Genomic DNA, 23,516 nt, shown 5'->3' on the forward strand with positions numbered 1-23,516 from the left:
GGTCCAGGAAATTGCAGCTTGTTGCAATTCGGCGGTAACAGAACGCGGACTCGTGGCGTCGAACCGGGTGGAGGGACCTCGGGAGGGTGCTTTGACACGGTCTACACAGGACTTCGAGGAGTTCGCGCGGGCGCGGACGCCGCAGCTGTACCGGTCTGCCTGGTTGCTGGCCGGCGAGCATCACCTGGCGGAGGACCTGGTCCAGGAGACGCTGGCCAAGCTGTACCGCGCGTGGCGGCGGGTGGAGCAGGCGGACAACCCAGCGGCGTACGCCCAGACCGTGCTGGCGCGGACGTACATCTCCCAGCGGCGGCGCCGTAGCTCCACCGAGCGGCCAGTCGAGCGGACGCCGGACCGTGCGGACCCTCCTGGCGACCACGCGCTGCGCCTGTCCCTGCTGCAGGCGATGGCAGAGCTGTCCCCGCTGGACCGTGCAGTGCTGGTACTGCGGTACTTCGAGGACCGCAGCACCGAGCAGGTAGCGCAGGACCTCGGTAAGAACACCGGTGCGATCAGGACGCGTACGTCACGCGCGCTGAGCCGCCTACGAGCGGTGCTCGGCGACGAAGCCGTCCACCTGACCGCACATTGAGCTGGGAGCACCATGACCGACCTTCACGACAGCCTCCCGGACCTGATGCGGCGGGCCACCGAGGACCTCCAGCCGGCCACTCCCGAGTTGGTTGCCCGGGGCATCCGTCGCGGCAAGGTCCTGCGCCGCCGCCGGACCGCACTGGCCGGGCTGTCCGGCGCGGCCGCTGTACTGGCGACCGTCGGCATCATCGTCGGCAGCACGCAACTGCTTCAGCACGACGCAGCTGTTCAGCCAGCCAGTAAGCCCAGCGCACACCGCCCGACGCCGTTGACGCCTGCGGAGACTCTGGCCGCGCTACTGCCCAAGAGCCTGCACCGCACCCACACCAACACATCTGAGGACGGCACCCTCTCTGTGGTGCTCGACGACGGTCACGGCGCCGGACTGCTCACGGTCGACATGATGACCGCGCAGGCGAACACCAACTGCAACGGCTCCCCTGCCGGCACCTGCACCGTCCAGCCCGACGGCACGGTGTACGTCGCCTACGCCAACCGGCCCCTGTACACGGACCGCGTGAATCCCGGCGGAATCACAGTGACCACCGTCGAGCTCTTCTACCCGGACGGGCGACAGATCAGCATCAGCAACTACAACGCGCCTCGCGACGAAGGCGTTGAGCACAGCCGGCCCGCTCCGATCCTGTCGATCGCACAGCTGACGGAGATCGCTGGCAGCAAGCAGTGGGTGTACCCGCCGCGCGTCTCTTAGCGGTGCACCAGTGTGTGCTCGAAGGAGTACCGGCTCGCGCGGTACAGGTGGGAGCCGTACTCGACCGGCTGCCCGTGGTCGTCGTACGTGACGCGGGTGGTCGCGAGGAGCGGTGAGCCTGGCTCCTCTGCCAGCAGACGTGACTGCTCCGGCGTTGCCGGGATGGCGGAGATCGTCTGGTGCGCCACCTTCAGCCGGACACCCTCGGCCCGCAGCAGTTGGTAGAGACCCCGCTCGGCCAGCGTGGTCGGGTCGGTCTCCAGGAGGTCCGGCGGCAGCCAGTTCCGCATCAGGGCCAGCGGCTCACCATCTGCACGGCGCAGTCGCTCCAGCCTGAGCACCCGGTCCCCCTGCTCGCACTGCAGTGCAGCGGCCACTTCTGCGGTTGCGGGCGAGATCCCGAAGCGCAGTACCTCGGTCTCGGGCTTGCGGTGCGCGGCTGCGAGGTCGTCGTACAGGCTGGTCAGCTCGAGGGACCGGCGTACCTGACCGGAGTTTCCGACGACCTGTGTGCCGACGCCGCGCTTGCGGACGAGCAGGCCCTGGTCGACCAGCCGGGCGATCGCCTGACGCACTGTCGGCCGGCTGAGGCCGTACGCCTCGGCCAGGTCCACCTCGTTGCTCAGCCGGGAACCGACGGGCAGTTCACCGCCCTGGATGGCCGCTTCGAGCTGCTGCGCCAGTTGAACGTGCAACGGCGTACGGCTGTTCCGATCGACCTGGACCTGGACGGTACTCATGGGCACATCTTGAATGCTGGGCCCGATTCCGTCGACCCACCACCCGGATTTGATCAGATCCGCACCGGACGGCGCTCCTCGTACGACGTCATCGCCGCCAGCGCGACCTGCAAGGCGTTGCGCGCGTCCCGGCCGGTCACCGGCGGTACGCCGTTCGTCCGCACCACGTCGGCGAAGTCGGCGAGTTCCTGCACGTACGCGTCTTGGAACATCTCCTCGTCACTACGCAACGTCTGCTGGTGCACGCCGCTCGCGTTGTAATGCACCATTGCGCTGCTGGCGAGCTGACCAGCCACGACCATGCCTTCGCTGCCGAACACCTCGCCGCGGACGTCGTACCCGTAGTACGACGAGAAGTTCGCCTCGGCCGTCGCGATCGCACCGTTGTCGAACGTGATCATCACGACCGCGGTGTCGAGCAGCCCAGCGTCCTTGTACTCCGGCGCCACCAGCGCGTCCGCCGTCGTGTAGACCTCGACCGGCCGCGCGCCGGGATTGAGCCAGAGCAGGATGTCGAAGTCGTGAATCAGCGTCTCGCGGAAGATCGTCCACTGCGGGATGCGATCGGCGTACCGCATACCGCCGGGACGGCCGGGATCGCGGGTGATCGAGCGCATCAGCCGCGGCGTCCCGATGCCGCCGTCCTCGATCGTCCGGCGCGCGGCGGCGAAGTCCTTGGCGAACCGCCGGTTGAAGCCGACCTGGAACGGGACACCAGCGCGATCGGTCGCGGCGATGGCCTGGTCCATCTCCGCCAGCGTCAGCGACGCCGGCTTCTCACACCAGACCGCCTTGCCGGCCTCGGCGGCGCGAGTGATCAACTCGGAGTGCGAGATCGCGAGCGACGTGATCACCACGCCGTCGAGCTCCGGATCCTTCAACACCTCGTCGACGGTCACAGGCGCGGCGTCGTACCGGGCTGCGAGTTTCTGGGCCGCCTCCGGCCTGGTGTCGGCGACTGCCGCCAACTCGACGCCGGGCACTCGCCGCGCGATATTGCCGGCGTGCATCGTGCCGATCCGGCCGGCCCCGATCAGTCCCAACCGCACGACGGGGAGCCCGTGGTCTGTCCGCATAGCTAAGCCTAAAACGCTTCAGACCCGACTGGTACGTCGATAGTCCGACGGCGATTGTCCTGTCTGCGCGCTGAACACTCTGCTGAGGTAGAACGCGCTGCGGTAGCCCGTGTGCTCGGCTACGACCTGGAGGGTCTGATCGGTTTCAGTCAGCAGCTCACGTGCCTTCTGGAGGCGGAGGTCGCGCAGGTAAGCGACCGGTGTGGAGCCACGGGCCGCGCGGAAGCGCCGGGAGAGCTGCGACGGGCTGATGCCGAGGACAGCTGCGAGCTCCGTCAACGACACGTCCGGTGAGGCGTAGTGCTCGTTGAGATAGGTCATGGCGCTGTGGATCAGCGGGTCTTGTGGGGAGCCGGTGCGGTTGAGCATCAGGACGACGTCGGTCACCACGTGGGTCGCGATCGCCGTGGTGGCGTTCTCGAGCAGTCTCAGGTTGCCGCGGAGGCGGTCGAGGTCGCGGACTCGGGTGCGGCCGGTCGGCGGCTCCAGCTCGGTGCTGAAGCGCGCGTGGAAGAACGACGTTCGCGTGCGCATGCGGCGATGGAGGACGCCGCCGGGCGGACAGACGACGACATCGCCGAACTTGGCGGTCCCACGCGCGTCGCCGACCTGGTAGTCGAACGAGCCGGTGGCCGGGAGCAGAAGGCACCAGGTTTCGTAGGTGTCGAACGGCAGAGCGAACTGCGACCGGGGCGGTGCGAGCAGGTAGCCGTCCAGCTCGAGCATGGCAAGAAAGTACATGAGCACGCTCAGAACTGCTATTTCTAGGCGGGCTGTGGTTGTTGCAGAGTGCATGACATGGTCGATGTCTGCGTTTACGGAGGAACGGCCGCGGGCTGTGTCGCGGCGATGACGGCGTACCAGGAAGGTGCGTCGGTGGTGCTGGTCGAGCCGAGTCGGTGGCTCGGCGGCATGCTCGGTGCGGGGATCAAGCCGGCGCAGGACTGTCCGGTACCGGCCGCAGCGGGCGGGTTGACGCGGGACGTGGTGTTCGGCTTCGGCGACCACCCGCACGAGGTGATGCGCGCGCTCCACGACTGGATCGCCGCGTCCGGGATCGAGGTGATCTTCGAACGCCGCGTGCGGTCGGTGAGCCGCGCCGGCAACCGGATCACGTCCGTTCAGCTCGAGACATCGCCGCCGGACCTGTGGGGCGTACCCGCTGCCGACTCTCTTCCCGATCGCGAGGTCCACGCGGCGTACTTCATCGACGCCTCCTACGAGGGCGACCTGATGGCTCTCGCCAGCGTCCCCTACCGAACCGGACGCGAGTCCCAGGACACCTTCGGTGAGGAGCTCGCAGGCGTCCGTCCGGTCACCAACTGGACCCCAATCGACCCGTATGTCGTTCCTGGGGACAGCACGAGCGGACTGCTGCCGCTGGTCGAAGAAGACCACGGCCTGGCTACAGGTTCGGGCGACGACTACACGCAGGCCTACAACTATCGCTTCTACGTCACTACGGACCCTGCCAAGCGCGTGGAGCTCACACCGCCCGACAACTACTCACCAGCCGACTACGAACTGGTCCGGCGGTACCTCGAGTACTCGGAGGACCTGTCCGGCATCTTCCCCGGCTGGATCAATTCAGGCGAGTACAACTACCAGCGTAGTTCGCTGATCACCAACGCTCCGCTAGGACTGAGCCGGGAATACCAGGACGGCAGCTGGGAGGTCCGCTCGCGCATCTGGCGTCAGCACCTCGATTACCTCCGTGGACTCCACCACTTCCTGTCGACAGACCCGTCGGTGCCCGCAGCGTTCCGGGCGGAGACAGCGGCGTACGGACTGGACGGGAGCGTCTTCCCGGAGACAGACGGCTGGCCGCCGCAGCTGTACATCCGGGTCTGCCGCCGACTCGAAGGTCAGTACACGATCACCCACGCAGACGTGATCAACCAGACCGAACCAGCGGACAGCATCGGTCTTGCCCTGTTCGGTGTCGACGTCTATCCGGTACGACGAATCGCCAGCCGGAGCGCATCCGGCCAGCTAGGCGTGGCCACCGAGGGCGACATGTTCATCGGCGGCCACCTCGGCACCGGCCGACCGTACCCGGTCCCCTACCGAGCCATCACTCCACAGCAGATGGGCAACCTCCTGGTCCCGGTCTGCCTGTCCGCCTCCCACGTCGGGTACGCCGCGACACGGATGGAACCTGTCTTCTGCGTACTAGCCGAGTCGGCTGCAGTCGCCGCTGTGCAGTCGCTCCGGGAGCAGACCGACGTACAAGAAGTAGATGTGCAGAAGCTGCAGGCCAGACTGCTCGAACGTGGACAGGTGCTCAGCTGGTCAAGCAGTCTAGAAGCATGTGGCTGAAACCCGCCGATGCCCGGCTCGACGATCTGCTGACCGTTCTCAAGGACCAGACCGATCCGGCCGACTACCCACTAGCCGTGACCGTCGAGCAGCAGGTGCCGGTGTACGACGCCGCGCGGGTCCGAGCCGCCGATCCGCGTGAAGTGCAGACCGAGTTCGTCCGGGCGTTCAGCGACGGGCCGGGGATCGTCGTCCTGAAAGGTGCCTTCAGCAACGACGTGGTCGATGCCACGACTGTCGAGTTCAACCGGCTGATCGACGAGCAGCACCGGTCCGGCGTCGCGGCCGGCGACCACTTCGCGAAGCCGGGTGCGAACGACCGGGTGTGGAACGCGCTCGAGAAGCTCGCGGTCGGTGCGCCTGACGTGTTCACGGCGTACTACGCCAACGATCTGCTCGCACTGGTGTCGGCTGCTTGGCTCGGACCGGCGTACCAGGTCACGTCGCAGGTGAACGTGGTGAACCCGGGCGGCGAGGGGCAGACAGTGCACCGGGACTACCACCTGGGATTCCAGTCGGACGAGGTGGCGGCGCAGTACCCGGAGCATGTGCATCGGCTGTCGTCCGTGCTGACTTTGCAGGGTGCGGTCGCGCATTGTGACATGCCGGTCGAGTCGGGGCCGACGCTGTATCTGCCGCACTCGCAGAAGTACGGGCTGGGATACCTCGCGTACCGGCGGCCCGAGTTCCAGGCGCATTTCGTCGAGAACCACGTGCAGCTGCCGCTGGACAAGGGCGACACGGTGTTCTTCAACCCCGCGCTCTTCCACGCTGCCGGAAGCAACCGTTCGACCGACATCAAGCGGATGGCCAACCTCCTGCAGGTCTCGTCCGCGTTCGGCCGCGCGATGGAGAGCATCGACCGGGCCCGGATGATAGAAGCGGTCTATCCCGCCCTGCTCGCCCAGGCCGATCCGGCAGCGATCGAGAACGTGATCGCGGCAACGGCCGAGGGCTACGCCTTCCCGACGAACCTCGACCGCGACCAGCCGATCGGCGGCCTCGCGCCCCAGTCCCAGGCCGACGTACTGCGGTCCGCGGTCACAGAGCGTTGGCACCCGGACAGGCTGCACCAGGCGCTCGCCGAGCACGCCGACCGGCGACAGACAGCCGACAGAAACGCGTGAACGTTGGGTGAACCACGTCCGGATCACGGGCAGCCGCTGTCGGGCCGGAGCGATCGTCAGGCAGGATGGCGCGTTCGCTGTCCGATCCGGGAGCTACCCTTACCGGCGGAACACGCGCCTCGCGGACGAAGCGCCGTACGCCGCCCGTGCGGCCGACCCTCGAAGGAGAAGGCATGGAACCGTTGCGGATCGGGATCCTCGGCGCCGCCCGGATCTCGGGCCGGGCCATTGTCGAGCCGGCCAAGCTGACCGGTGCCCGGCTGGTCGCGGTCGCTGCGCGCGACGCCGACCGCGCCGAGGCCTTCGCCGCCGAGCATGGGGTCGAACGGGTGCACGCGTCGTACCAGGCGCTGATCGACGATCCCGAGGTCGAGGCGATCTACAACCCGCTGGCCAACGGCCTGCACGGCCCGTGGAACCTCAAGGCGCTTGCCGCTGGCAAACATGTGCTGACCGAGAAGCCGTCGGCCAGCAACGCCGCGGAGGCGCTGCAGGTGCGGGACGCCGTCCACTCGTCCGGGCTGGTGTTCATGGAGGCGTTCCACTACGCGTACCACCCGGTGATGCGCCGGCTGCTCGAGCTGCTGGCCAAAGGCGAGCTCGGCGACCTGCAGCACGTCGAAGCGACCATGGTGATGCCCCCGCCGCCGGAGGACGACCCGCGCTGGTCCCTGCCGCTGGCCGGCGGCGCCGTGATGGACGTCGGTTGCTACGCGCTCCACGCGCAGCGGATGTTCGCGCCGTACGCCGGTGGCGCGCCGCGGCTCGTCAGCGCACGCGCCGGTGAGCGGAAGCGGCTGCCCGGTGTCGACGAGTGGCTGAACGCGGACCTCGAGTTCCCGAACGGCGCGACCGGTGCGGTGCGGACCAGCATGGCGGCCGAGGAGGTCGAGTTCAGCCTCAAGGTGGTCGGCAGTCGCGGTGAGGCGTTCGCGCCGTTCTACGTGCTGCCGCAGCGCGACGACCGCGTGGTGGTGACGACCAAGGAGGACACCTGGGTCGAGCACCGCGGCACGCGGACGTCGTACACCTATCAGCTCGAGGCCTTCACCGGGGCCGTCCGCAACGGCGCCCCGGTGCTCACCGACGTCGACGACGCGCTGGCGACGATGGAGCTCATCGACGCCTGCTACATCGCGGCCGGGATGACGCCGCGGCCCACCTCTGCCCTCTGAGCCGCCGCGTGCGCGAACGCCTGGATGAACGGGTGCGGTCGCGTGCCGTCGCCGGCCAGCTCCGGCTGGAACAGCGTGGCGAGATAGAACGGGTGATCGGGTAGCTCCGCGATACGCGGGTCGCCCTCGTCGTCGTACCCGCTGAAGACGAGGCCGTGCTCGCGGAGCAGGTCGAGCCTGCTGGTGTCCAGGCCGTACGAGCAGTGGTAGCGCTCCATCGATCGCTCGACGCCCAGGAGCGCGGCCGCCCGGGTGCCGGGCGTCACCTGGATCGCGCCCTCATGACCGTCGAGTGAGCACGCGAGCGGGACGATCAGCAGGTCGTCGGCGTCCGGCGTGCTCTCGCCGTGCTGCACCTGCGAGGCGCCGCAGACGTTGCGGGCGAACTCGAGCATCGCGTGCTGGAACCCGGCACAGGTGCCGAGGAACGGGATGCCGCCCTCACGGGCGACCCGGATCGCGGTGATCGCGCCGGCCTCGCTCCGGTACGGGCTGCCGGGAAGGAGCCAGATCCCGTCGAAGCCTTCGAGCGCCTCGTCGGCCTGCTCGGTCGGGATCCAGTAGGTGTCGAAGTCGAGGTTGTCGCGGTCGCGCAGTCGGTCGAACAGCCCGGGTACGCGGACGTGCGAGCGGACATGCGGCGAGCGGTCACCGACGAGGGCGATACGTCCGGAGTAGGCGTTCATGGCTCCATCCTGGCCGCGATGGCTGTATCAGCGCCAACGATGATCTCTGCACTGTGCATAAGCAATACTGATCCGCGTGGATCCTCATCTGCTCCGGACGTTCGTGACGGTCGCCGAGTGCGGCTCGTTCTCCGCCGCGGCAGAACGCCTCGGCTACACCCAGTCGGCCGTCTCCCAGCACATCTCCGCCCTCGAGAACGACCTGGGCACGCCGCTCCTCCGCCGCCGCCCCGCCACCCCCACCCCGGCCGGCGAACGCCTCCTCGAACACGCCGCCCCGATCCTTCTCCGGCTGGCCACTGCCCGAGCCGACGTACGCCGCACCCTCGCCAAACCGCCAACCGTCCTGCCCGTCGCAACCACCCCACTGGCCACCGCCGCCTCCGAGCCTGGCGCGCTTGCCGTGGCGCTGCGTGAGGTACGGCGAGCGCACGCCGGGACCGAGGTGACTTTGACTGTCTGTGGCCGGGAGGAGGTTGTGGAGGGTGTGGCCGCCGGGACCTTCGCCATCGGGCTCGTCGACGGAGTAGCCGCCCCGAGTGATCCGCTCCGGCTGTCGGAGACAGTGCACCCGCGGACGACCCCGATCGCTCACGACGACCTGGTGGTTGCCCTCCCCAACGATCATCCGTTGACCGGCCGGCGAGGTCTGTCCTTGCACGACCTCGCCGACGCCCGCTGGATCGACGCACCCGATCTCGCCGCGCCGCTCCCGGTCCTCCGCGCGGCGACCGGCTCCGACGGCTTCCGCCCGGCCTTCATCTACGCGGGGACCGACCTCCACACCCTCCTGACCCTGATCACCAGCGGCCATGGGCTGGCCGTCCTGCCCCGAGCGGTTCAGGCGCCGGGAGCCGTCCCGCTCACGAGACCCCGGCTGGTCCACCGAACTGAACTGCTCCACGGCGACCTGTCCGAGCCGGCCGCGCTTCTGCTATCGAACCTGAAGTAGCTGCTCAAATAGCTACTCAAGTAGCTGCTCGAGGCCTGCGCGGGTCATCGGCCGGTCGAGGACCCCGACGGCCTCGCGCTCGGCGAACTCTGCGTGGTCGGAGTCCTGCGGATCGATTGCCTCGCAGATCGCGTTGTGTGCCCAGTTCAGCCAGCCGGTGATCGCGACGCTGAACGAGGACAGGTCCATCGCCGGCCACTCGCCGTACCCCTCCCGGAACGCCGCGAGGGCCTTGGAGTTGACCGTCGGCCGCATCACCCACTGCGTCAGCGCCGCCCCCAGCTCCAGTGCGGGCGTCATCGAGCCGGTGAAGTCCCACTCCATCACGATCAGCTCGTCGTCACGCCCCAGCCGGACATGCGTCGGGATCAGGTTGCTGTTGCAGACAATGAGTTCGCCCGGATCGACCTCTGCCTCGATCGTCTGCAGGTCGAGCCACACCGGCAGCAGCTCCTCGAGCCTCGAGGCCCACGGCTTACCGGCGTTCCGAGCCCGCTCGAGCAGCTTCTCCCACTCGGTCGCATCCCGTCGCCACACGACGTACGGGCTCATCGGCGTCTCGGTCGGGATCGCCAGCGCATGCAGCTTCCCGTACGCCGTACCCGCGCGCCGAGCCACCGCCGCGGACACCGGCAACGCCGGCGACGGACCCACCTCGAGCCACTCGTGCACGCGCCAGTTCTCACCCTGCACGCTCTCGATCAGCTGACCCCGCGGACTCCGTACGGCGACCGGCGCCGCCACACCGACCGCCACCGCAGCGTCCCGCAGCCGGGCGCCCAGCTCGGCCTGCTCGTTGGTGATCCAGTCGAAGACCGTCACCGCCAGCCACCGGCCGCGGTCGGTCGTCAGCTCCCAGCACCGGCCCATCGCGGTGAACGAGACAGGTCTGGGTTCGGCGGTCACCTCACCCAGACCGAACGCTCCGGCGAGCGACGGGGCCAGCCCGTCCGGCGGAGCGGGCGTCGCAGCCGCCCGTCGTTCGACCTCGGCCTTCAACGCCGGCCAGTCGCGTAGACCGTACTCTGCGGCCAACGCCCGTTGCGCCTCCGCGAGCGACGTGTCGGGGGCGGAATCGCGCAGTACAGCCAGCAGATCCTTGGCTTCCTTGCGCAGGAACTCGATACTCGGCCGGTCAGGCAACAGCTTCACAACGCATCCTCTCGCGCCCGGACTCGCACGGGCCACAAGAGCGCGTCAGCAACTCAGCCTGGTGGGAACGTGAGGTGGCTTCCAGCCTTCCGGCGAGTCTCGACGCGTCCTCACGACGCCTTTGGACGGTACCGAACGGCTGCTCACCCGGTCAACAGGCTCGGTCAACAGGCTCGGTCGACCGGGTGGGGAGCGATCCCGTTCGAGGGTCAGTCGTGCGTGGGGAAGCCGAGGTTGATGCCGCCGTGCGACGGGTCCAGCCAGCGCGAGGTGACGACCTTGCCGCGGGTGAAGAAGTGCACGCCCTCGGTGCCGTGCGCGTGCGTGTCACCGAACAGCGAGTTCTTCCAGCCGCCGAACGAGTAGTACGCCATCGGGACCGGGATCGGCACGTTGATGCCGACCATCCCGACCTCGACCTCGTTCTGGAACCGTCGCGCGGCGCCGCCGTCGTTGGTGAAGATCGCCGTCCCGTTGCCGTACGGGTTCGAGTTCACCAGGTCGAGCGCCGAGTCGTACGACGCCGTACGCAGGACCGACAGCACAGGACCGAAGATCTCGTCGGTGTAGATCGACATCTCCGGCGTGACCTTGTCGAACAGCGTCGGACCGAGCCAGAACCCGTCGTCCGCGCCGTCGAAGTCACCTTCGCGTCCGTCGACGACCAGCTCGGCGCCTTCCTCGACACCGGCGGCGACGTACCCCGAGACCTTGTCGCGGTGCGGACCGGTGACCAGCGGACCCATGTCGCAGCCGCGCGTCCCGTCGCCGGTCTTGAGCTTGCCCATCCGCTCCTTGATCTTGCCGATCAGCTCGTCCGCGATCGGCTCGACCGCGACCAGCGCGGAGATCGCCATACAGCGCTCACCGGCCGAACCGAAGCCGGCGTTGACCGCGGCGTCGGCGGCGAGGTCGAGGTCCGCGTCCGGCAGCACGATCATGTGGTTCTTCGCGCCGCCGAGCGCCTGCACCCGCTTGCCGTTCTTGGTGCCGTTCTCGTAGACGTACTTGGCGATCGGGGTCGAGCCGACGAACGAGACCGACTTGATGTCCGGGTGCTCGAGCAGGCGGTCGACGGCCTCCTTGTCGCCGTGGACGACGTTCACCACGCCGTCCGGCAGGCCGGCCTCCTTCCACAGCTCGGCCATCGCGTTCGCCGCGGACGGGTCCTTCTCGGACGGCTTGATCACAACACTGTTGCCACAGGCAACGGCGATCGGGACGAACCACATCGGCACCATCGCCGGGAAGTTGAACGGGGAGATCACCGCGCAGACACCGAGCGGCTGGCGGATCGAGTACACGTCGACCTTAGTCGACACGCCCTCGCTGAACCCGCCCTTGAGCAGGTGCGGGATCCCGCAGGCGAACTCGATCACCTCGAGACCGCGGGTCACCTCACCGAGCGCGTCCGACAGCACCTTGCCGTGCTCGGCGGTGATGATCGCGGCGATCCGCTCCTTGTCCCGGTTCACCAGCTCGCGGTACGCGAACAGGACCTGGGCACGCTTGGTGAGCGACGTCTCCGCCCAGGCCTTGGAGGTCTCGTGAGCGACCTTGACGACCTCGTCGACGGTCGCCGCCGACGCCAGGTCCAACTCCCCGGTGACCTGGCCGGTCGCCGGGTTGTAGACCTTGCTGGTCCGCTCGGCCACGCCGGTCCACGAGCCGCCGCCGACGAGGTGGGTGATGCGCTTGATCTCAGTACTCACGATGCTTCCTCACTGCCGAATTCCTGAAGGTGCTTCATCCGAGGACCTTGCTGCGGTCTGCCAGGGTGACTTCAACTGGTCTACCAGAGCTGAGCGATTCGAGGCCTGCCTCGCAGACTGCGGCCGCGGCGTACCCGTCCCAGGCGCTCGGCCCGTCGATCTCACCGCCCACGGTCGCATCGACCCAGCGTTGCACCTCGATGTCGTACGCCTGCTCGAACCGCACCCGGAAGTCAGCCGGCATCACGCCGCCCCACCGCCCGCCGGCCCTGGTGAACACGCCGGACCCGAGGCCGATCGTCGCGCTCCCGCGCTCGGCAACCGCCTCACACCTGACCTCGTACCCGACCTGGAAGTTCACGAACACCTCCACGTCGGCCATCGCGCCGTTCGCCAGCTCGAACAAGGCCAGCTGCGGATCGAGCACGCCGTCCGCCACCAGGCTCGTCGGCTGCGGCGTACGCACGGTGATCCGGGTGATCTCCGATCCGAACAACCAGCGCGCGACATCGACCTCGTGCACCATCGAGTCCCGCACGATCATCTCGCTGCGGAACGTCGTCGGGACCGACTTGTTCCGGTGCACGTTGTGCAGCAGCAACGTCCGCCCGAGCTCCCCCGAGTCGAGCAGCTGCTTCATCGCGGCGTACTCCGGGTCGAAGCGCCGCATGAACCCGACCTGGATCAGCTGACGTCCGAGCTTGTGCTCCCGCTCGACCACTTCCAGCGCCAAGGCCGCGTCCATGGTCAACGGCTTCTCGCAGAGCACCGGCTTGCCGTGCTCGAGACAAGCAAACAGTTGCTCGGCATGCGCAAACCCGGGCGAGGCGAGGATCACCGCGTCGACGTCGTCGGCGGCGATCAGCTCGAGCGGGTCGGCCACGACGCGCGCATCAAGCCTCGACGCGAGGCTCTCGGACCGCGTCTGATCCGGATCCGATACCGCGACCAGGCGCGCTCCCGCCGTCTTCCGCACGATTCGCTCGGCATGATCGGCGCCCATCACCCCCACGCCGACGATCCCGACCCGCAGATCGCTCATGTGTCCTCCTGCCGCTGGGATTCATTCTCCACGACCAACTCGGGGTCGACACTGCGCAGTTCGTGACTCAGCGCTTCGAGCTCGGAGCCACCCGCCATCTCGGTCGTCAACTGCTCCAGCGTGATCTCCGACCGATGGGTGTCGAGCGCGACCCGGCCCAGCTTCAGTACGACGAAATGGTTCCCGACCAGGTAGGCGTGGTGCGGGTTGTGGGTGATGAAGATGACCCCGATCCCGGCGTCCCGCGCCCTCACGACGTACTTCAGCACCACGCCCGACTGGTTCACGCCGAGCGCCGCGGTCGGCTCGTCGAGGATCAGTACCTTTGCCCCGAAATGGATCGCCCGCGCGATCGCGACGCACTGCCGCTGACCGCCGGACAGCTTGCCGACCGGCTGCTCGAGATCGGGGATCGAGATCCCCATCTTCGTCAGCTCCTCCTGCGCGATCCGCTTCATCTTCGCGGAGTCCAGCTGCCGGAACGGGCGCTTGGTGATCTCGTTGCCGAGGAAGAAGTTCCGCCAGACCGACATCAGCGGCGCCAGCGCGAGGTCCTGGTAAACGGTCGCGATACCGCTGTCGAGCGACTCACGAGGCGAGCCGAAATGGCGCTCCTCACCGTTCACCGACATCCGGCCCGAGGTGTAGTCGTGCAGGCCGGCGATGATCTTGATCAGGGTCGACTTCCCCGCGCCGTTGTCGCCGAGCACACAGGTGATCTCACCCTGGCGGACGGACAACGACACTCCGCGGAGCGCGTTGATGTTCCCGTAGCTCTTGCCGACGTCCTCAAGCAGCACGATCGGCGTGTTCGGGCCGGTCGAGGCTTCGTCCGCGAACGATTCCGTGGTGGTCATCGTGCCTCCGCCCGGTTCTTGACGACGAGGTTGACAATGGTTGCCAGTAGCAACATCACACCGAGGAACGCCTTGAACCAGTCCGGGTTCCAGCCGGCGTACACGACGCCGAGCTGGACCATCCCGAAGATCAGCGCACCGACCGCACCACCGACCACGGACCCGTAGCCGCCGGTGAGCAGACACCCGCCGACGACCGCCGCGATGATGTACAGGAACTCCTTCCCGACACCTTCACCGGACTGCACCACGCCGTTCTGCACGAACAGCAACTGCATGCCGGTGAACCAGGCGAAGAACCCGACCGCCATGAAGAGCCCGATCTTCACCTTCCGGACCGGTACGCCGACCGCCCGCGCGGCCGCCGCGTCGCCGCCGACGGCGAAGATCCAGTTGCCGATCTGGGTCCGCTGCAGCACCCAGGCCGCGATCGCGACGAAGACGATCCACCAGACGACGATGATCTTGATCGTCACGCCGCCGATCTTGAACTCCGACGCGAAGATCGCCTTGGCCGCGCTGAACCCGTCCATGTCGCTGATCGAGTTCGACGCGACGGCGCCGGAGGCGAGCCGGGTGACGGCGATGTTGAGGCCCTGCAGGATGAAGAACGTGCCCAGTGTCACCAGGAAACTGGGCAGGCCCGTCCGCATCAGCAGCCAGCCGTTGAACGCGCCGATCGCCAGCGAGAACACCAGAGCGACGAGCACGCCGATCCACACGTTCACGCTGAACTGGTACGCGAACAGACCCGCCGTCAGGCCTGATGTCGTCACCGCGACACCCGCCGACAGATCGAACTCACCGCCGATCATCAGCAGCGAGACCGGCACCGCCATCACGCCGATCAGCGCGGCCTGGTAGAGGATCGTGCCGGTGTTGTTGATCTCGCGGAACGGCGGTGCGGCGATCAGGAAGAACACCAGGATCACGGCCGCGCCGACCAGCGATCCGATCTCCGGCCGGCTGAGCAGTCGGGCCCCGAGGGACCGCGCCGAGACGCGGTCGTCGGCCGAGGCCGGTGAAGTGATGGTCGATGCCATGGGGCTACCTCAGCGCGTCCCGGCTTCGGCGAACTTCTGCACCGCCGCGATGTTGGACTTGTCGATGAACGCCGGCCCGGTCAGTGTGGCCTCGCCGCCGCCGATGGTGTTGCCGTTGGTCCGGTAGAGCCAGATCGCGTCGATCGCGAGGTAGCCCTGCAGGTACGGCTGCTGGTCGACGGCGAACTGCACCGTGCCGTCCGCGACCGCCTTGGCCATCTCCTTGCTCATGTCGAAGCTGCCGATCTTGGCCGACGAGCCTGCGTCCTTCGCCGCCTGGACGGCGGTCAGCGCGATCCCGGCGTTCAGCGCGACGACGTAGTCGGCACTCTTGTCCTGCTGCAGCTTCGAGGTCAGCGTCGCCTGCGTGCCCGGCTGGTCGGTGCCGTTGACGTTGACGTTCTCGGTGGTCGGCAGCTTGTCCTTGATGCCCTGGCAGCGCGCCTCGAGGCTGACGTTGCCCTGCTCGTGGATGACGCAGAGGACCTTCTTCGCGCCGAGCTGCTTGAGCTTCTCACCCGTGGCCTGACCGGCGATCCGCTCGTCCTGGCCGAAGTACCCGAGCGCCCCGGTGGTCTTCCACTGGTCGAGGCCGCCGTTCAGGACCGTCACCGGGATGCCGGCGGCAATGGCCTTCTTGACGTTCGGGATCACGGCGTCGGGCTTGTTCAGGGTGACGGCGATGCCGTCGACCTTGGAGTCGATCGCGGTCTGGACGAGGTTGGCCTGCGCTGCACCGTCCGGGTCGGCGGAGTACTGCAGCTCGATGTTGTCCTTCTTCGCGGCCGCCTCGGCGCCGCGCCGGACGATGTCCCAGAAGGTGTCGCCCGCACCCGAATGGGTGATCAGGGCAACCTTCATGCGCGGGGTGTCGGCGACGTTCCCGCCGCTACCACTGGTGCTCTCCTCCTTCTGCTTTCCCCCGGAGGAGCTGCACGCGGCCAACGCCGCGGCCAGCACCAGCGCCGCGGCGCCTGCCACGGCCTTCCTCTGCCACCGAACCATGACTCAACCAGCCTTTCAGGTGAACCGCGGCCACTCCGCGGAGTTGCGTGGGACCAGAGAGTGTCACACTCCCCTGGCCGTCATCTCGATACGCCACCCCCGTGAGAGCTCAAATAGGCCAGCGTCCGCTCCGCGATCGGCAGCGGGGCATCGGGTGCGCAGGGATACATGTCCTGCTCGACGATCGCGAACAGCTCGACGTCGAGCGCTGCCAGCGCCTCCAGCACCGGCGGAAGATCGGGTACGCCGTTCGGCGGCTCACACATCACGCCGCGCCGTACCGCCTCATCCACGGCCAGGCCCTCGGCCTCGACCTGATCCAGGACCTCGGGGTCGACCTGCTTCAGATGGACGTAGCGGATCCGGTCCGGATACTTGCTGATCAGTTCCAGGTTGTCACCACGGCAGTAGCTGATGTGGCCGGTGTCGAGGCACAGGTTCGCAAAGGCGCTGTCGGTCTCCTCGAGGAAGCGCTCGACCGTGTCCTGGGTGTCGACATGCCCGTCCGCATGCGGGTGATACTGCAATTGCAGCCCGAACTCCTCCGCGAGACGCCGGCCCAGCTCGGTCACCGCGCGACCGTGCCTGGACTGCGTGTCGTGATCGAAGCGCTCCTCGACGATCTCGCCGTTGTCCCCGCGCCACATCGACGGCATCACGACGAGGTGCTTGGCACCCATCGCAGCGGTCAGCTCGGCCGTCTTGACCACGTCCCGCCAGGTCGACTCCAACCCGTCGGGGCGATGCACGTGTTCGAACGTCGTGCCGGCCGTCATAGTGAGTCCGCGCTGGTCGAGCTCGTCCTTCAACCGGACCGGGTCGGTCGGCAGGTAGCCGTACGGACCGAGCTCGATCTTGGTGTAGCCGGCCTGCTGGACCTCATCGAGGAACCGCGTCCACGGCGTCTGCTTCGGGTCGTCGGCGAACCAGACTCCCCACGAGTCCGGCGCCGTACCGATAGCTACCCGGCCCATCAGACGTCGCCCTCGATCGGAGCCAGATACGGACGCTGGGCCTTCTTGCTCTCCTCATACGACGCGGACGCCGCCTGCGTGGACTGCAGCTCGGACACCTCGCTGACCGGGACGTCCCACCACGAATCGCTGTCCGGCCCGCCGATCAGCGGATCGGTAGTGACGTGGATCGCGATCGGTCCGGTCGCCGCCTTCGCGGTCTGGATCGCCTTCTCCAGCTCGGGGCGGCTGTGGACGTCGATCACCTCGACACCGAAGCTGCGGACGTTGGCCGCCAGGTCGACGGGCAGGTAGTCGCCGTCGAGCCGCCCGTCGCCCGTGCGCTTGCGGTACGCCGTACCGAACCGCTGGGAGCCGAGCGACTCCGACAGCGCGCCGATCGACGCGAAGCCGTGGTTCTGCACAAGAACCACGATGATCTTGAGGTTTTCCTGGACCGCGGTGGCCAGCTCGCTGGACATCATCAGGTACGACCCGTCGCCGACCAGGACGAAGACATCGCGATCCGGCGCGCCGAGGCGGACACCGAGTCCGCCGGCGATCTCGTATCCCATGCAGGAGAAGCCATATTCGACGTGGTATCCCTTCGGATCGCGCGGCCGCCACAGTTTGTGGAGGTCACCCGGCATCGAGCCGGCCGCGCAGACAACCACATCAGACGCCGCCGACAATTCGTTGACGGCACCGATCACCTCGCCCTGTGTCAGCAGGCCTTCGGCCAACTTCGCGGTGATCTCCGCAGAGGGCCGGAAAACTGCGTCCACAGTTCCGTTCCAGTTCCTTGTGAGTTCCTGGGCCTCTGCTGTGTACTTGGCATCCACCGACCACTCGCCGAGCGCAGATCCCAACGAAACAAGGGCTTCCCGCGCATCGGCCACGACCGGAAGGCCCGCATGCTTACCACTGTCGAAACGCGCCACGTTGATGTTGAGGAACTTGACTTGCGGGTTCGCGAACGCGGTCCGCGACGCCGTCGTGAAGTCGCTGTAGCGGGTGCCGATGCCGATCACCACATCGGCGTCACGGGCCAGAGCGTTGGCTGCCGTGGTCCCGGTCGAGCCGACCGCGCCCACCGACTGCGGGTGGTCGTAGCTCAGAGATCCCTTACCTGCCTGGGTTTCCGACACCGGCACTCCGGTCCGCTCGGCGAACTCACGCAGCGCTTCCTCGGCTCCCGAGTAGTGCACCCCACCGCCGGCGACGATCAGAGGTCGCTGCGCGGACCGTAGGAGTTCTGCCGCCTTGTCGACAATTGATGCCTCCGGCAATGGTCGTGCGACGTACCAGGTGCGCTCGGCGAAGAGCTCATCCGGCCAGTCGAACGCCTCGGCCTGGACATCCTGCGGCAGAGCCAGTGTCACCGCGCCGGTCTCCACCGGATCCGTGAGCACGCGCATCGCGTTCATCAGTGCCGACGGCAACTGTTCGGGCCGCCACACGCGGTCGAAGTACTTCGACACCGGGCGGAACGCGTCGTTGACCGAGACGTCACCGGCGCCGAAGCTCTCCAGCTCCTGCAGCACGGGTGTCGCCACCCGGGTTGCGAACACATCAGAAGGGAGGATCAGCACTGGCAACCGGTTGATCGTCGCGAGGGCCGCACCCGTCACCATGTTCGTCGAGCCCGGACCGACGCTGGCCGTGCAGGCGTAGGTCTGGAGCCGGTCACGCGTGCGCGCGAAGGCCGCCGCCGTGTGCACCATGGCCTGCTCGTTGCGGGCCAGGATGTACGGCAGTGCCTTCGGGTCCTCGAGCTCAGACTGCAGCAGCGCCTGGCCGACCCCGGCGACATTGCCGTGCCCGAAGATCCCCAGGCATCCGGCGATCAGCCGCTGCCGGTCCCCGTCCCGCTCCGAGTACTGGACGCTCAGGAATCGCACCAGGGCCTGGGCGACCGTGAGACGCACCGTCATGACTCATCTCCTCCGAGAGATTCTTCTTTTCCGAAAGGCAGGCGTGGATCGATATGTTGGGAGTTCCACAGTTCGCGGACCCAGGCGTGCTGCGGGTCGTCGGTGATCAGCCACTGACGCTCGGTGCCGGGGCCGGCCATCACGTTCAGGTAGTACATGTCGTAGCCGGGCGGCGCCATCGCCGGGCCGTGCCAGCCGTGCGGGACCAGCACCAGGTCGCCGCTTCTCACCTCCGCCAGCACGTCGATCGGCCGCTCGTCGGTCCCGTAGACCCGCTGGTAGCCGATCGGATCGTTGCCCTTGACACCTTCCGGCACGTCGTCGGACAGCTGCAGCTCGAAGTAGTAGATCTCCTCAAGCTCGCTCTCCTTTCCCGGCTTGTGCTCGTCGTGCTTGTGCGGCGGGTAGGACGACCAGTTGCCGGCCGGCGTGATCACCTCGCAGGCGATGATCGAGTCGGCGTCGAGCACACCCGGGACGCCGAAGTTCCGGACCTGGCGGGAGGAGACGCCTGCGCCGCGCAGTTCGGTCTCGACGTCATCGGCGGCGATCCGCTGGAACGGGATGTCGTTCGCGGCCTTCGCGTTCGGGAACGCGATCCGCGCGCCACCCGCGCTGACAACGGCGAACGTCGTACCGCGAGGGACGTAGGCGAGGTCCGTCGCGCCGGCGAAGACATCGGCCCGCCCGCCGAGCGGGACCGAGTTTCCGTCGATGATCACCTCGGCCGACCCGCTGAGCGGGAGGACGATGTACTCGCAGTCCCCGGTGTCGATCTCCACCGACTGGCCTGGGAGCAGAGTGCGGATCGACAGGCCGGTGTAGTGCCAGTCGGGCTCACCCGGCCGGACCATCAGCTCGAAGCCTTCGTACGCCGTGGATCCAGCAGGCCGGAACCATTCGGTCATGCGGCACCTCCGTGGACGAGCATTGCGGCGTGGTCGACGGCTGCGGCAACGTCACCGTCGGGTGGGAACAGCAGAGCGCGGCCGACGACCAGGCCACGGACCGAAGGCAGGCTGAGCGCCTTGCCCCACGACGCGTACGTCGCTTCCGGCGCGACCGTCGGGTCGCCGCCGAGCAGGAGCGTCGGCAGGGTCGTTGCCTCCATCACCCGATCCAGTTCGTCGACGACCGGGAGCTTCAGCCAGGTGTACGCGCTGGTTGCTCCGAGGGCGGAGGCGATGTGGATCGACTTGATCACCGAGTCCGGGTCGAGCAGGTTCGTCACCCGACCGTCCTCGCTGCGCGTCGACCAGAACGGTTCGACCATCGCCATGAGTTTGTGCTCGGCCAGACCGGTGACGGCCGCGGCGCTGGACTCCAGGGTGGTCACGGTGCCCGGATCGCCGAGGTCGATGCGGGTCAGCATCTTGCCGCCGTCGAGCCGGCGGAGCGCGATCTCATCCGCCGTGCGGTACGCAGTGAACCGGTCATCTACCTCGAACGCGGCGCCTTGCAGACCGCCGCGATTCATCGAGCCAATGACGACCTTCCCTTCCAGCGCTCCGAGCAGCAGGAGGTCCTCGAGGATGTCCGGGGTCGCCAGAACGCCATCTACACCGGGGCGTTCGAGCGCGGTCATCAGGCGAGCGATCAGATCCGGACGACTGGCCATCGCCATCCGATCACCGCGTACGCCGAGTGCACCGCGCGCCGGGTGGTCGGCAGCCACAATCAGCAACCGTCCGTCGTCACCCACCAGAGCCCGAGTCCGCCGCTGCTGCCACGCCTCGGCCATCCGCTCCGGATGCCGCACCCGAATCTCAGTAAGCTCCGCCAACCGCGAGCCATACCCCTGATACCGCGCCTGCACATGCTGCTCCGCAGGCAACTCAAGATCCCTGATCACCGTCGTCTGCCCATCCGGCAACCATTGCCCCTGCTGCACCATGGGACGCTCAACTGTCGGCTCATCCGACCCAGGCCCCGAATTCCCCACCCCCGCAGACTCCCCCCGTCCGGCCACACCCTGCTGCCCATCCCCCTCCGGGCCACCTGGCGCGCCCGGGCTAGCGAAGGTTCCGGCGTTGGCGTCACCTGGGGACCCAGCGATAACCGTCACCTCGTCCTGCCAGGCAGGAGCAGCCCCCTGCGACGGGCTGCTGTGCACCCCGCGGTCACTCTCGGCGTCCGGAGCCCGTCCGCCAGGAGAACCAGCCGCGTCGTCCACCCCCACCTGCGGCACGAACGGCGACCCACTCGGCACACCCCCGCGAGCAGCCGCCGGATCACCACCACCCGAAGCCGCCTGGTGTGTCGGGCCGCCGGGCGCGCCCTGATACTGCGCAGCAACCGTCGCCTCACCCACACCCGCCTGCGCCTCGAACGCCGAGTCACCCGCCATGCCACCGTGACCACCAGTCGGCTCATCCGCCCCCGATCCGGGCCGCTGGCCGGGCACTGTCGGATCGTTCACCCCAGCCTGCCCCGCGAACGGCGATCCAGCCCGCACACGGCCATCGGCATCCGTCGGGTCGCCCGCACCTGGTTGAGGTGCGAACGGCGAGTCGCTCGGACCACCGCCGTGGGCGGCCCTCGGATCGTTCGGTCCGGGGCCCTGGCGCTGGGCGACAACAGTCGGGTCGTTCACACCAGGCCGCTGCGCGAACGGGGAGCCCGTCGGCGTCCCGTGGCGGGCGTCCGTCGGGTCGTTCGCGCCCGGCTGAGGCGCGAACGGCGAGTCGCTCGGCGCAGCGCCGTGGGCGACCGTCGGGTCGTTCGGGCCCGGCTGCTGGGCGAACGGGGAGCCCGTCGGCGTCCCATGGTGGGCAACCGTTGGCTCATTCGCGCCCGGTTGAGGCGCGAACGGGGAGTCGCTCGGAACACCGCCCTGGGCGGCCCTCGGGTCGTTCGGCCCGGGGCCTGGGCGCTGGGCGACAACCGTCGGGTCGTTCGCACCAGGCTGCGGCGCGAACGGGGAGCCCGTCGGCGTCCCATGGTGGGCGACAGTCGGGTCGTTCGCGCCGGGCTGTGGGGCGAATGGGGAGTCGGTTGGGGCCGTGCTGTGGGCGGGGGCTGGGTTGCCGGTGCCTGGGACTGCTTGGTGTGTTGGGCGGGCGGGCCTGGTTGGGCGCGGTGCGGCAATCGTCGGGTCGTCTGCGCCGGGCTGGGGCGCGAACGGCGAGTCAGTCGGTCCACCGCCGTGGGCGGCCGTTGGGTCGTTCGCGCCGGGCCGCGGGGCGAAGGGGGAGTCGGTTGGCGTGCTGCGGTGGGCAACCGTTGGGTCGTTCGCGCCGGGTTGCGGGGCGAAGGGCGAGTCGGTTGGCGTGCGGCGGTGGGCGATTGTGGGGTCGTTGGGGCCTGGTTCGTAGACGGTCTCGTCGTCGTGGGTGGGGCGTTGGATGGGGATGGGGCGGGCGTCTTCGTCGTACGGGTCCTGGTCTCGTCTGGTCATGAGGATTCACCCAACTTGGACAGGACTTCTTCGGTGGTGGGCATGGCGGTGGAGCATTCGAGGCGGGAGGCGACAATGGCGCCGGCGATGTTCGCGAAACGGATGACCTTCTCGAGCGGCCAGCCGGACAGCAACCCGTGGCACAGCGCGCCGCCGAAGCCGTCGCCGGCGCCGAGGCCGTTGACGACCTCGACCGGGTACGGCGGGACCTCGACGCGCTCGTCGCGAGTACGGGCCAGCGTTCCGCGCGGACCCTGCTTCACGACCGCGAGGTCCAGCCCGCGATCGAGCAGCGCCTGGGCCGCCTTGTCCGAGTCCGTCTCGCCGACCGCGACTTCACACTCCTCACGGTTGCCCACAGCAACCGTGCAGTAGTCCAGGGCCCGCGACACCTGCTCGTGCGCCTCGCTCGGATCGGCCCAGAACATTGGTCGGTAGTCCAGGTCCAGCACAGTGATCGGCCTCCGCTCGCGGGCTTCCCACGCCGCGAAGTGCGCCGACCGCGACGGCTCCGCGGACAGGCCGGTCACCGTCGACCAGTAGATCCGCGCCGACCGGATCGCGTCCAGGTCGAGCTCGGATGGGTTGATCACCAGGTCCGGCGCCTTCGGGAAGCGGTAGAAGTACAGCGGGAAGTTGTCCGGCGGGAAGATCTCGCAGAACGTGATCGGCGTCGGCAGACCGTCGACCGGCGACACGAACCGGTCGTCGACGCCGAGCTCGCGCAGCGTCCGGTGGATGAAGGTGCCGAACGGGTCGTTCCCGGTCCGGCTGATCACCGCCGACTTCCGCCCGTGCCGCGCGGCCGCGACCGCCACGTTGGTCGCGCTCCCACCGAGAAACTTCCCGAACGACTCCACGTCCTCGAGATGAGTCCCCGCCTGCAACGGATACAGGTCAACCCCGATCCGCCCGATCGTCAGTACGTCATCCATCCTCAGACCATCCCATCCACACGGGTCCGCACAAACCCACTCACACCCACCGAACTCGACGCACACCCGCCCACACGGCTCAACACAGTCCCATCCACGCGAGTC

21 protein-coding genes are annotated in these 23,516 nt (G+C 68.2%); 6 read left to right on the forward strand and 15 right to left on the reverse strand.

Features of this window, described 5'->3' with window-relative positions; genetic code table 11:
• The first annotated feature begins 91 nt into the window (after positions 1–91).
• The gene (locus ABT313_RS03700; RefSeq protein ID WP_350848285.1) at positions 92–592 is read left to right on the forward strand and encodes a SigE family RNA polymerase sigma factor; all 501 of its coding nucleotides are present in this window, start codon (positions 92–94) and stop codon (positions 590–592) included.
• 12 nt (positions 593–604) lie between these two features.
• A complete protein-coding gene (locus ABT313_RS03705) occupies positions 605–1,306 on the forward strand; it encodes a hypothetical protein (RefSeq protein ID WP_350848288.1) in 702 nt (233 codons plus the stop codon).
• Here the strand turns inward: ABT313_RS03705 and ABT313_RS03710 are convergent.
• Genes ABT313_RS03710 through ABT313_RS03720 form a run of 3 tightly spaced genes read right to left on the reverse strand, consistent with a single transcriptional unit; the run spans position 1,303 to position 3,848 of the window.
• Positions 1,303–2,046: a GntR family transcriptional regulator gene (locus ABT313_RS03710; protein ID WP_350848290.1), complete on the reverse strand. Its 744-nt coding sequence runs from the start codon at positions 2,044–2,046 to the stop codon at positions 1,303–1,305. The genes ABT313_RS03705 and ABT313_RS03710 overlap by 4 nt on opposite strands.
• 53 nt (positions 2,047–2,099) lie before the next feature.
• Positions 2,100–3,122 (reverse strand): Gfo/Idh/MocA family oxidoreductase, encoded by a 1,023-nt coding sequence (locus ABT313_RS03715; protein ID WP_350848292.1) that lies wholly within the window; start codon positions 3,120–3,122, stop codon positions 2,100–2,102.
• A gap of 18 nt (positions 3,123–3,140) precedes the next feature.
• A complete protein-coding gene (locus tag ABT313_RS03720) occupies positions 3,141–3,848 on the reverse strand; it encodes an AraC family transcriptional regulator (RefSeq protein WP_350848294.1) in 708 nt (235 codons plus the stop codon).
• Between the two features lie 72 nt (positions 3,849–3,920).
• On the opposite strand from ABT313_RS03720, the gene ABT313_RS03725 reads away from it, so the two are divergent.
• The 3 genes from ABT313_RS03725 to ABT313_RS03735 all read left to right on the forward strand — a co-directional run bounded on the left by ABT313_RS03725 (position 3,921) and on the right by ABT313_RS03735 (position 7,743).
• On the forward strand, positions 3,921–5,441 hold the full coding sequence (locus ABT313_RS03725; protein WP_350848296.1) for an FAD-dependent oxidoreductase: 1,521 nt from the start codon (positions 3,921–3,923) through the stop codon (positions 5,439–5,441).
• Positions 5,432–6,568 carry a phytanoyl-CoA dioxygenase family protein gene (locus tag ABT313_RS03730; protein WP_350848298.1) on the forward strand — a complete coding sequence of 379 codons (1,137 nt, stop codon included), beginning with the start codon at positions 5,432–5,434 and terminating at the stop codon, positions 6,566–6,568. The genes ABT313_RS03725 and ABT313_RS03730 overlap by 10 nt, the downstream gene beginning before the upstream one ends.
• A 173-nt stretch (positions 6,569–6,741) precedes the next feature.
• Complete coding sequence (locus tag ABT313_RS03735) at positions 6,742–7,743, forward strand: Gfo/Idh/MocA family protein (RefSeq protein WP_350848300.1); 1,002 nt, start codon at positions 6,742–6,744, stop codon at positions 7,741–7,743.
• On the opposite strand, the gene ABT313_RS03740 is transcribed toward ABT313_RS03735, so the two are convergent.
• Positions 7,698–8,429, reverse strand: coding sequence for a CTP synthase C-terminal region-related (seleno)protein (locus ABT313_RS03740; RefSeq protein ID WP_350848302.1), 732 nt, complete (start codon positions 8,427–8,429; stop codon positions 7,698–7,700). The two genes, ABT313_RS03735 and ABT313_RS03740, sit on opposite strands and share 46 nt — an antisense overlap.
• Before the next feature lie 76 nt (positions 8,430–8,505).
• Between ABT313_RS03740 and ABT313_RS03745 the strand changes: the two genes are divergently transcribed.
• On the forward strand, positions 8,506–9,381 hold the full coding sequence (locus ABT313_RS03745; protein WP_350848304.1) for a LysR family transcriptional regulator: 876 nt from the start codon (positions 8,506–8,508) through the stop codon (positions 9,379–9,381).
• A 12-nt stretch (positions 9,382–9,393) separates the two neighbouring features.
• Here the strand turns inward: ABT313_RS03745 and ABT313_RS03750 are convergent, their stop codons facing one another.
• The 11 genes from ABT313_RS03750 to iolC all read right to left on the reverse strand — a co-directional run bounded on the left by ABT313_RS03750 (position 9,394) and on the right by iolC (position 23,411).
• Positions 9,394–10,533: a phosphotransferase gene (locus ABT313_RS03750; RefSeq protein ID WP_350848306.1), complete on the reverse strand. Its 1,140-nt coding sequence runs from the start codon at positions 10,531–10,533 to the stop codon at positions 9,394–9,396.
• A 209-nt stretch (positions 10,534–10,742) separates the two neighbouring features.
• Positions 10,743–12,245: a CoA-acylating methylmalonate-semialdehyde dehydrogenase gene (locus ABT313_RS03755; RefSeq protein WP_350848308.1), complete on the reverse strand. Its 1,503-nt coding sequence runs from the start codon at positions 12,243–12,245 to the stop codon at positions 10,743–10,745.
• Positions 12,246–12,279: 34 nt separating this feature from the next.
• A complete protein-coding gene (locus ABT313_RS03760; RefSeq protein ID WP_350848310.1) occupies positions 12,280–13,287 on the reverse strand; it encodes a Gfo/Idh/MocA family protein in 1,008 nt (335 codons plus the stop codon).
• Positions 13,284–14,144 carry an ATP-binding cassette domain-containing protein gene (locus ABT313_RS03765; RefSeq protein ID WP_350848313.1) on the reverse strand — a complete coding sequence of 287 codons (861 nt, stop codon included), beginning with the start codon at positions 14,142–14,144 and terminating at the stop codon, positions 13,284–13,286. The genes ABT313_RS03760 and ABT313_RS03765 overlap by 4 nt, the downstream gene beginning before the upstream one ends.
• A complete protein-coding gene (locus ABT313_RS03770) occupies positions 14,141–15,187 on the reverse strand; it encodes an ABC transporter permease (protein ID WP_350848315.1) in 1,047 nt (348 codons plus the stop codon). Before ABT313_RS03770 ends, ABT313_RS03765 begins: the two co-directional genes overlap by 4 nt.
• Before the next feature lie 9 nt (positions 15,188–15,196).
• Positions 15,197–16,168, reverse strand: coding sequence for a sugar ABC transporter substrate-binding protein (locus tag ABT313_RS03775; RefSeq protein ID WP_350848317.1), 972 nt, complete (start codon positions 16,166–16,168; stop codon positions 15,197–15,199).
• Between the two features lie 104 nt (positions 16,169–16,272).
• Positions 16,273–17,166, reverse strand: a complete 894-nt coding sequence (locus tag ABT313_RS03780; protein ID WP_350848319.1) for a TIM barrel protein — start codon at positions 17,164–17,166, stop codon at positions 16,273–16,275.
• Positions 17,166–19,079, reverse strand: coding sequence for a 3D-(3,5/4)-trihydroxycyclohexane-1,2-dione acylhydrolase (decyclizing) (gene iolD / locus ABT313_RS03785; RefSeq protein ID WP_350848321.1), 1,914 nt, complete (start codon positions 19,077–19,079; stop codon positions 17,166–17,168). Before iolD ends, ABT313_RS03780 begins: the two co-directional genes overlap by 1 nt.
• Positions 19,076–19,987 carry a 5-deoxy-glucuronate isomerase gene (gene iolB / locus ABT313_RS03790; RefSeq protein ID WP_350848323.1) on the reverse strand — a complete coding sequence of 304 codons (912 nt, stop codon included), beginning with the start codon at positions 19,985–19,987 and terminating at the stop codon, positions 19,076–19,078. Before iolB ends, iolD begins: the two co-directional genes overlap by 4 nt.
• Entirely contained in the window at positions 19,984–20,820 is an 837-nt protein-coding gene (locus ABT313_RS03795) for a Cgl0159 family (beta/alpha)8-fold protein (protein WP_350849842.1), read from the reverse strand. The genes iolB and ABT313_RS03795 overlap by 4 nt, the downstream gene beginning before the upstream one ends.
• A gap of 1,652 nt (positions 20,821–22,472) precedes the next feature.
• A complete protein-coding gene (gene iolC / locus ABT313_RS03800; RefSeq protein ID WP_350848325.1) occupies positions 22,473–23,411 on the reverse strand; it encodes a 5-dehydro-2-deoxygluconokinase in 939 nt (312 codons plus the stop codon).
• Positions 23,412–23,516 lie beyond the last annotated feature (105 nt).

Source organism: Kribbella sp. NPDC000426 (assembly GCF_040300265.1).
In the GTDB taxonomy this organism is placed as follows: Bacteria; Actinomycetota; Actinomycetes; order Propionibacteriales; family Kribbellaceae; genus Kribbella.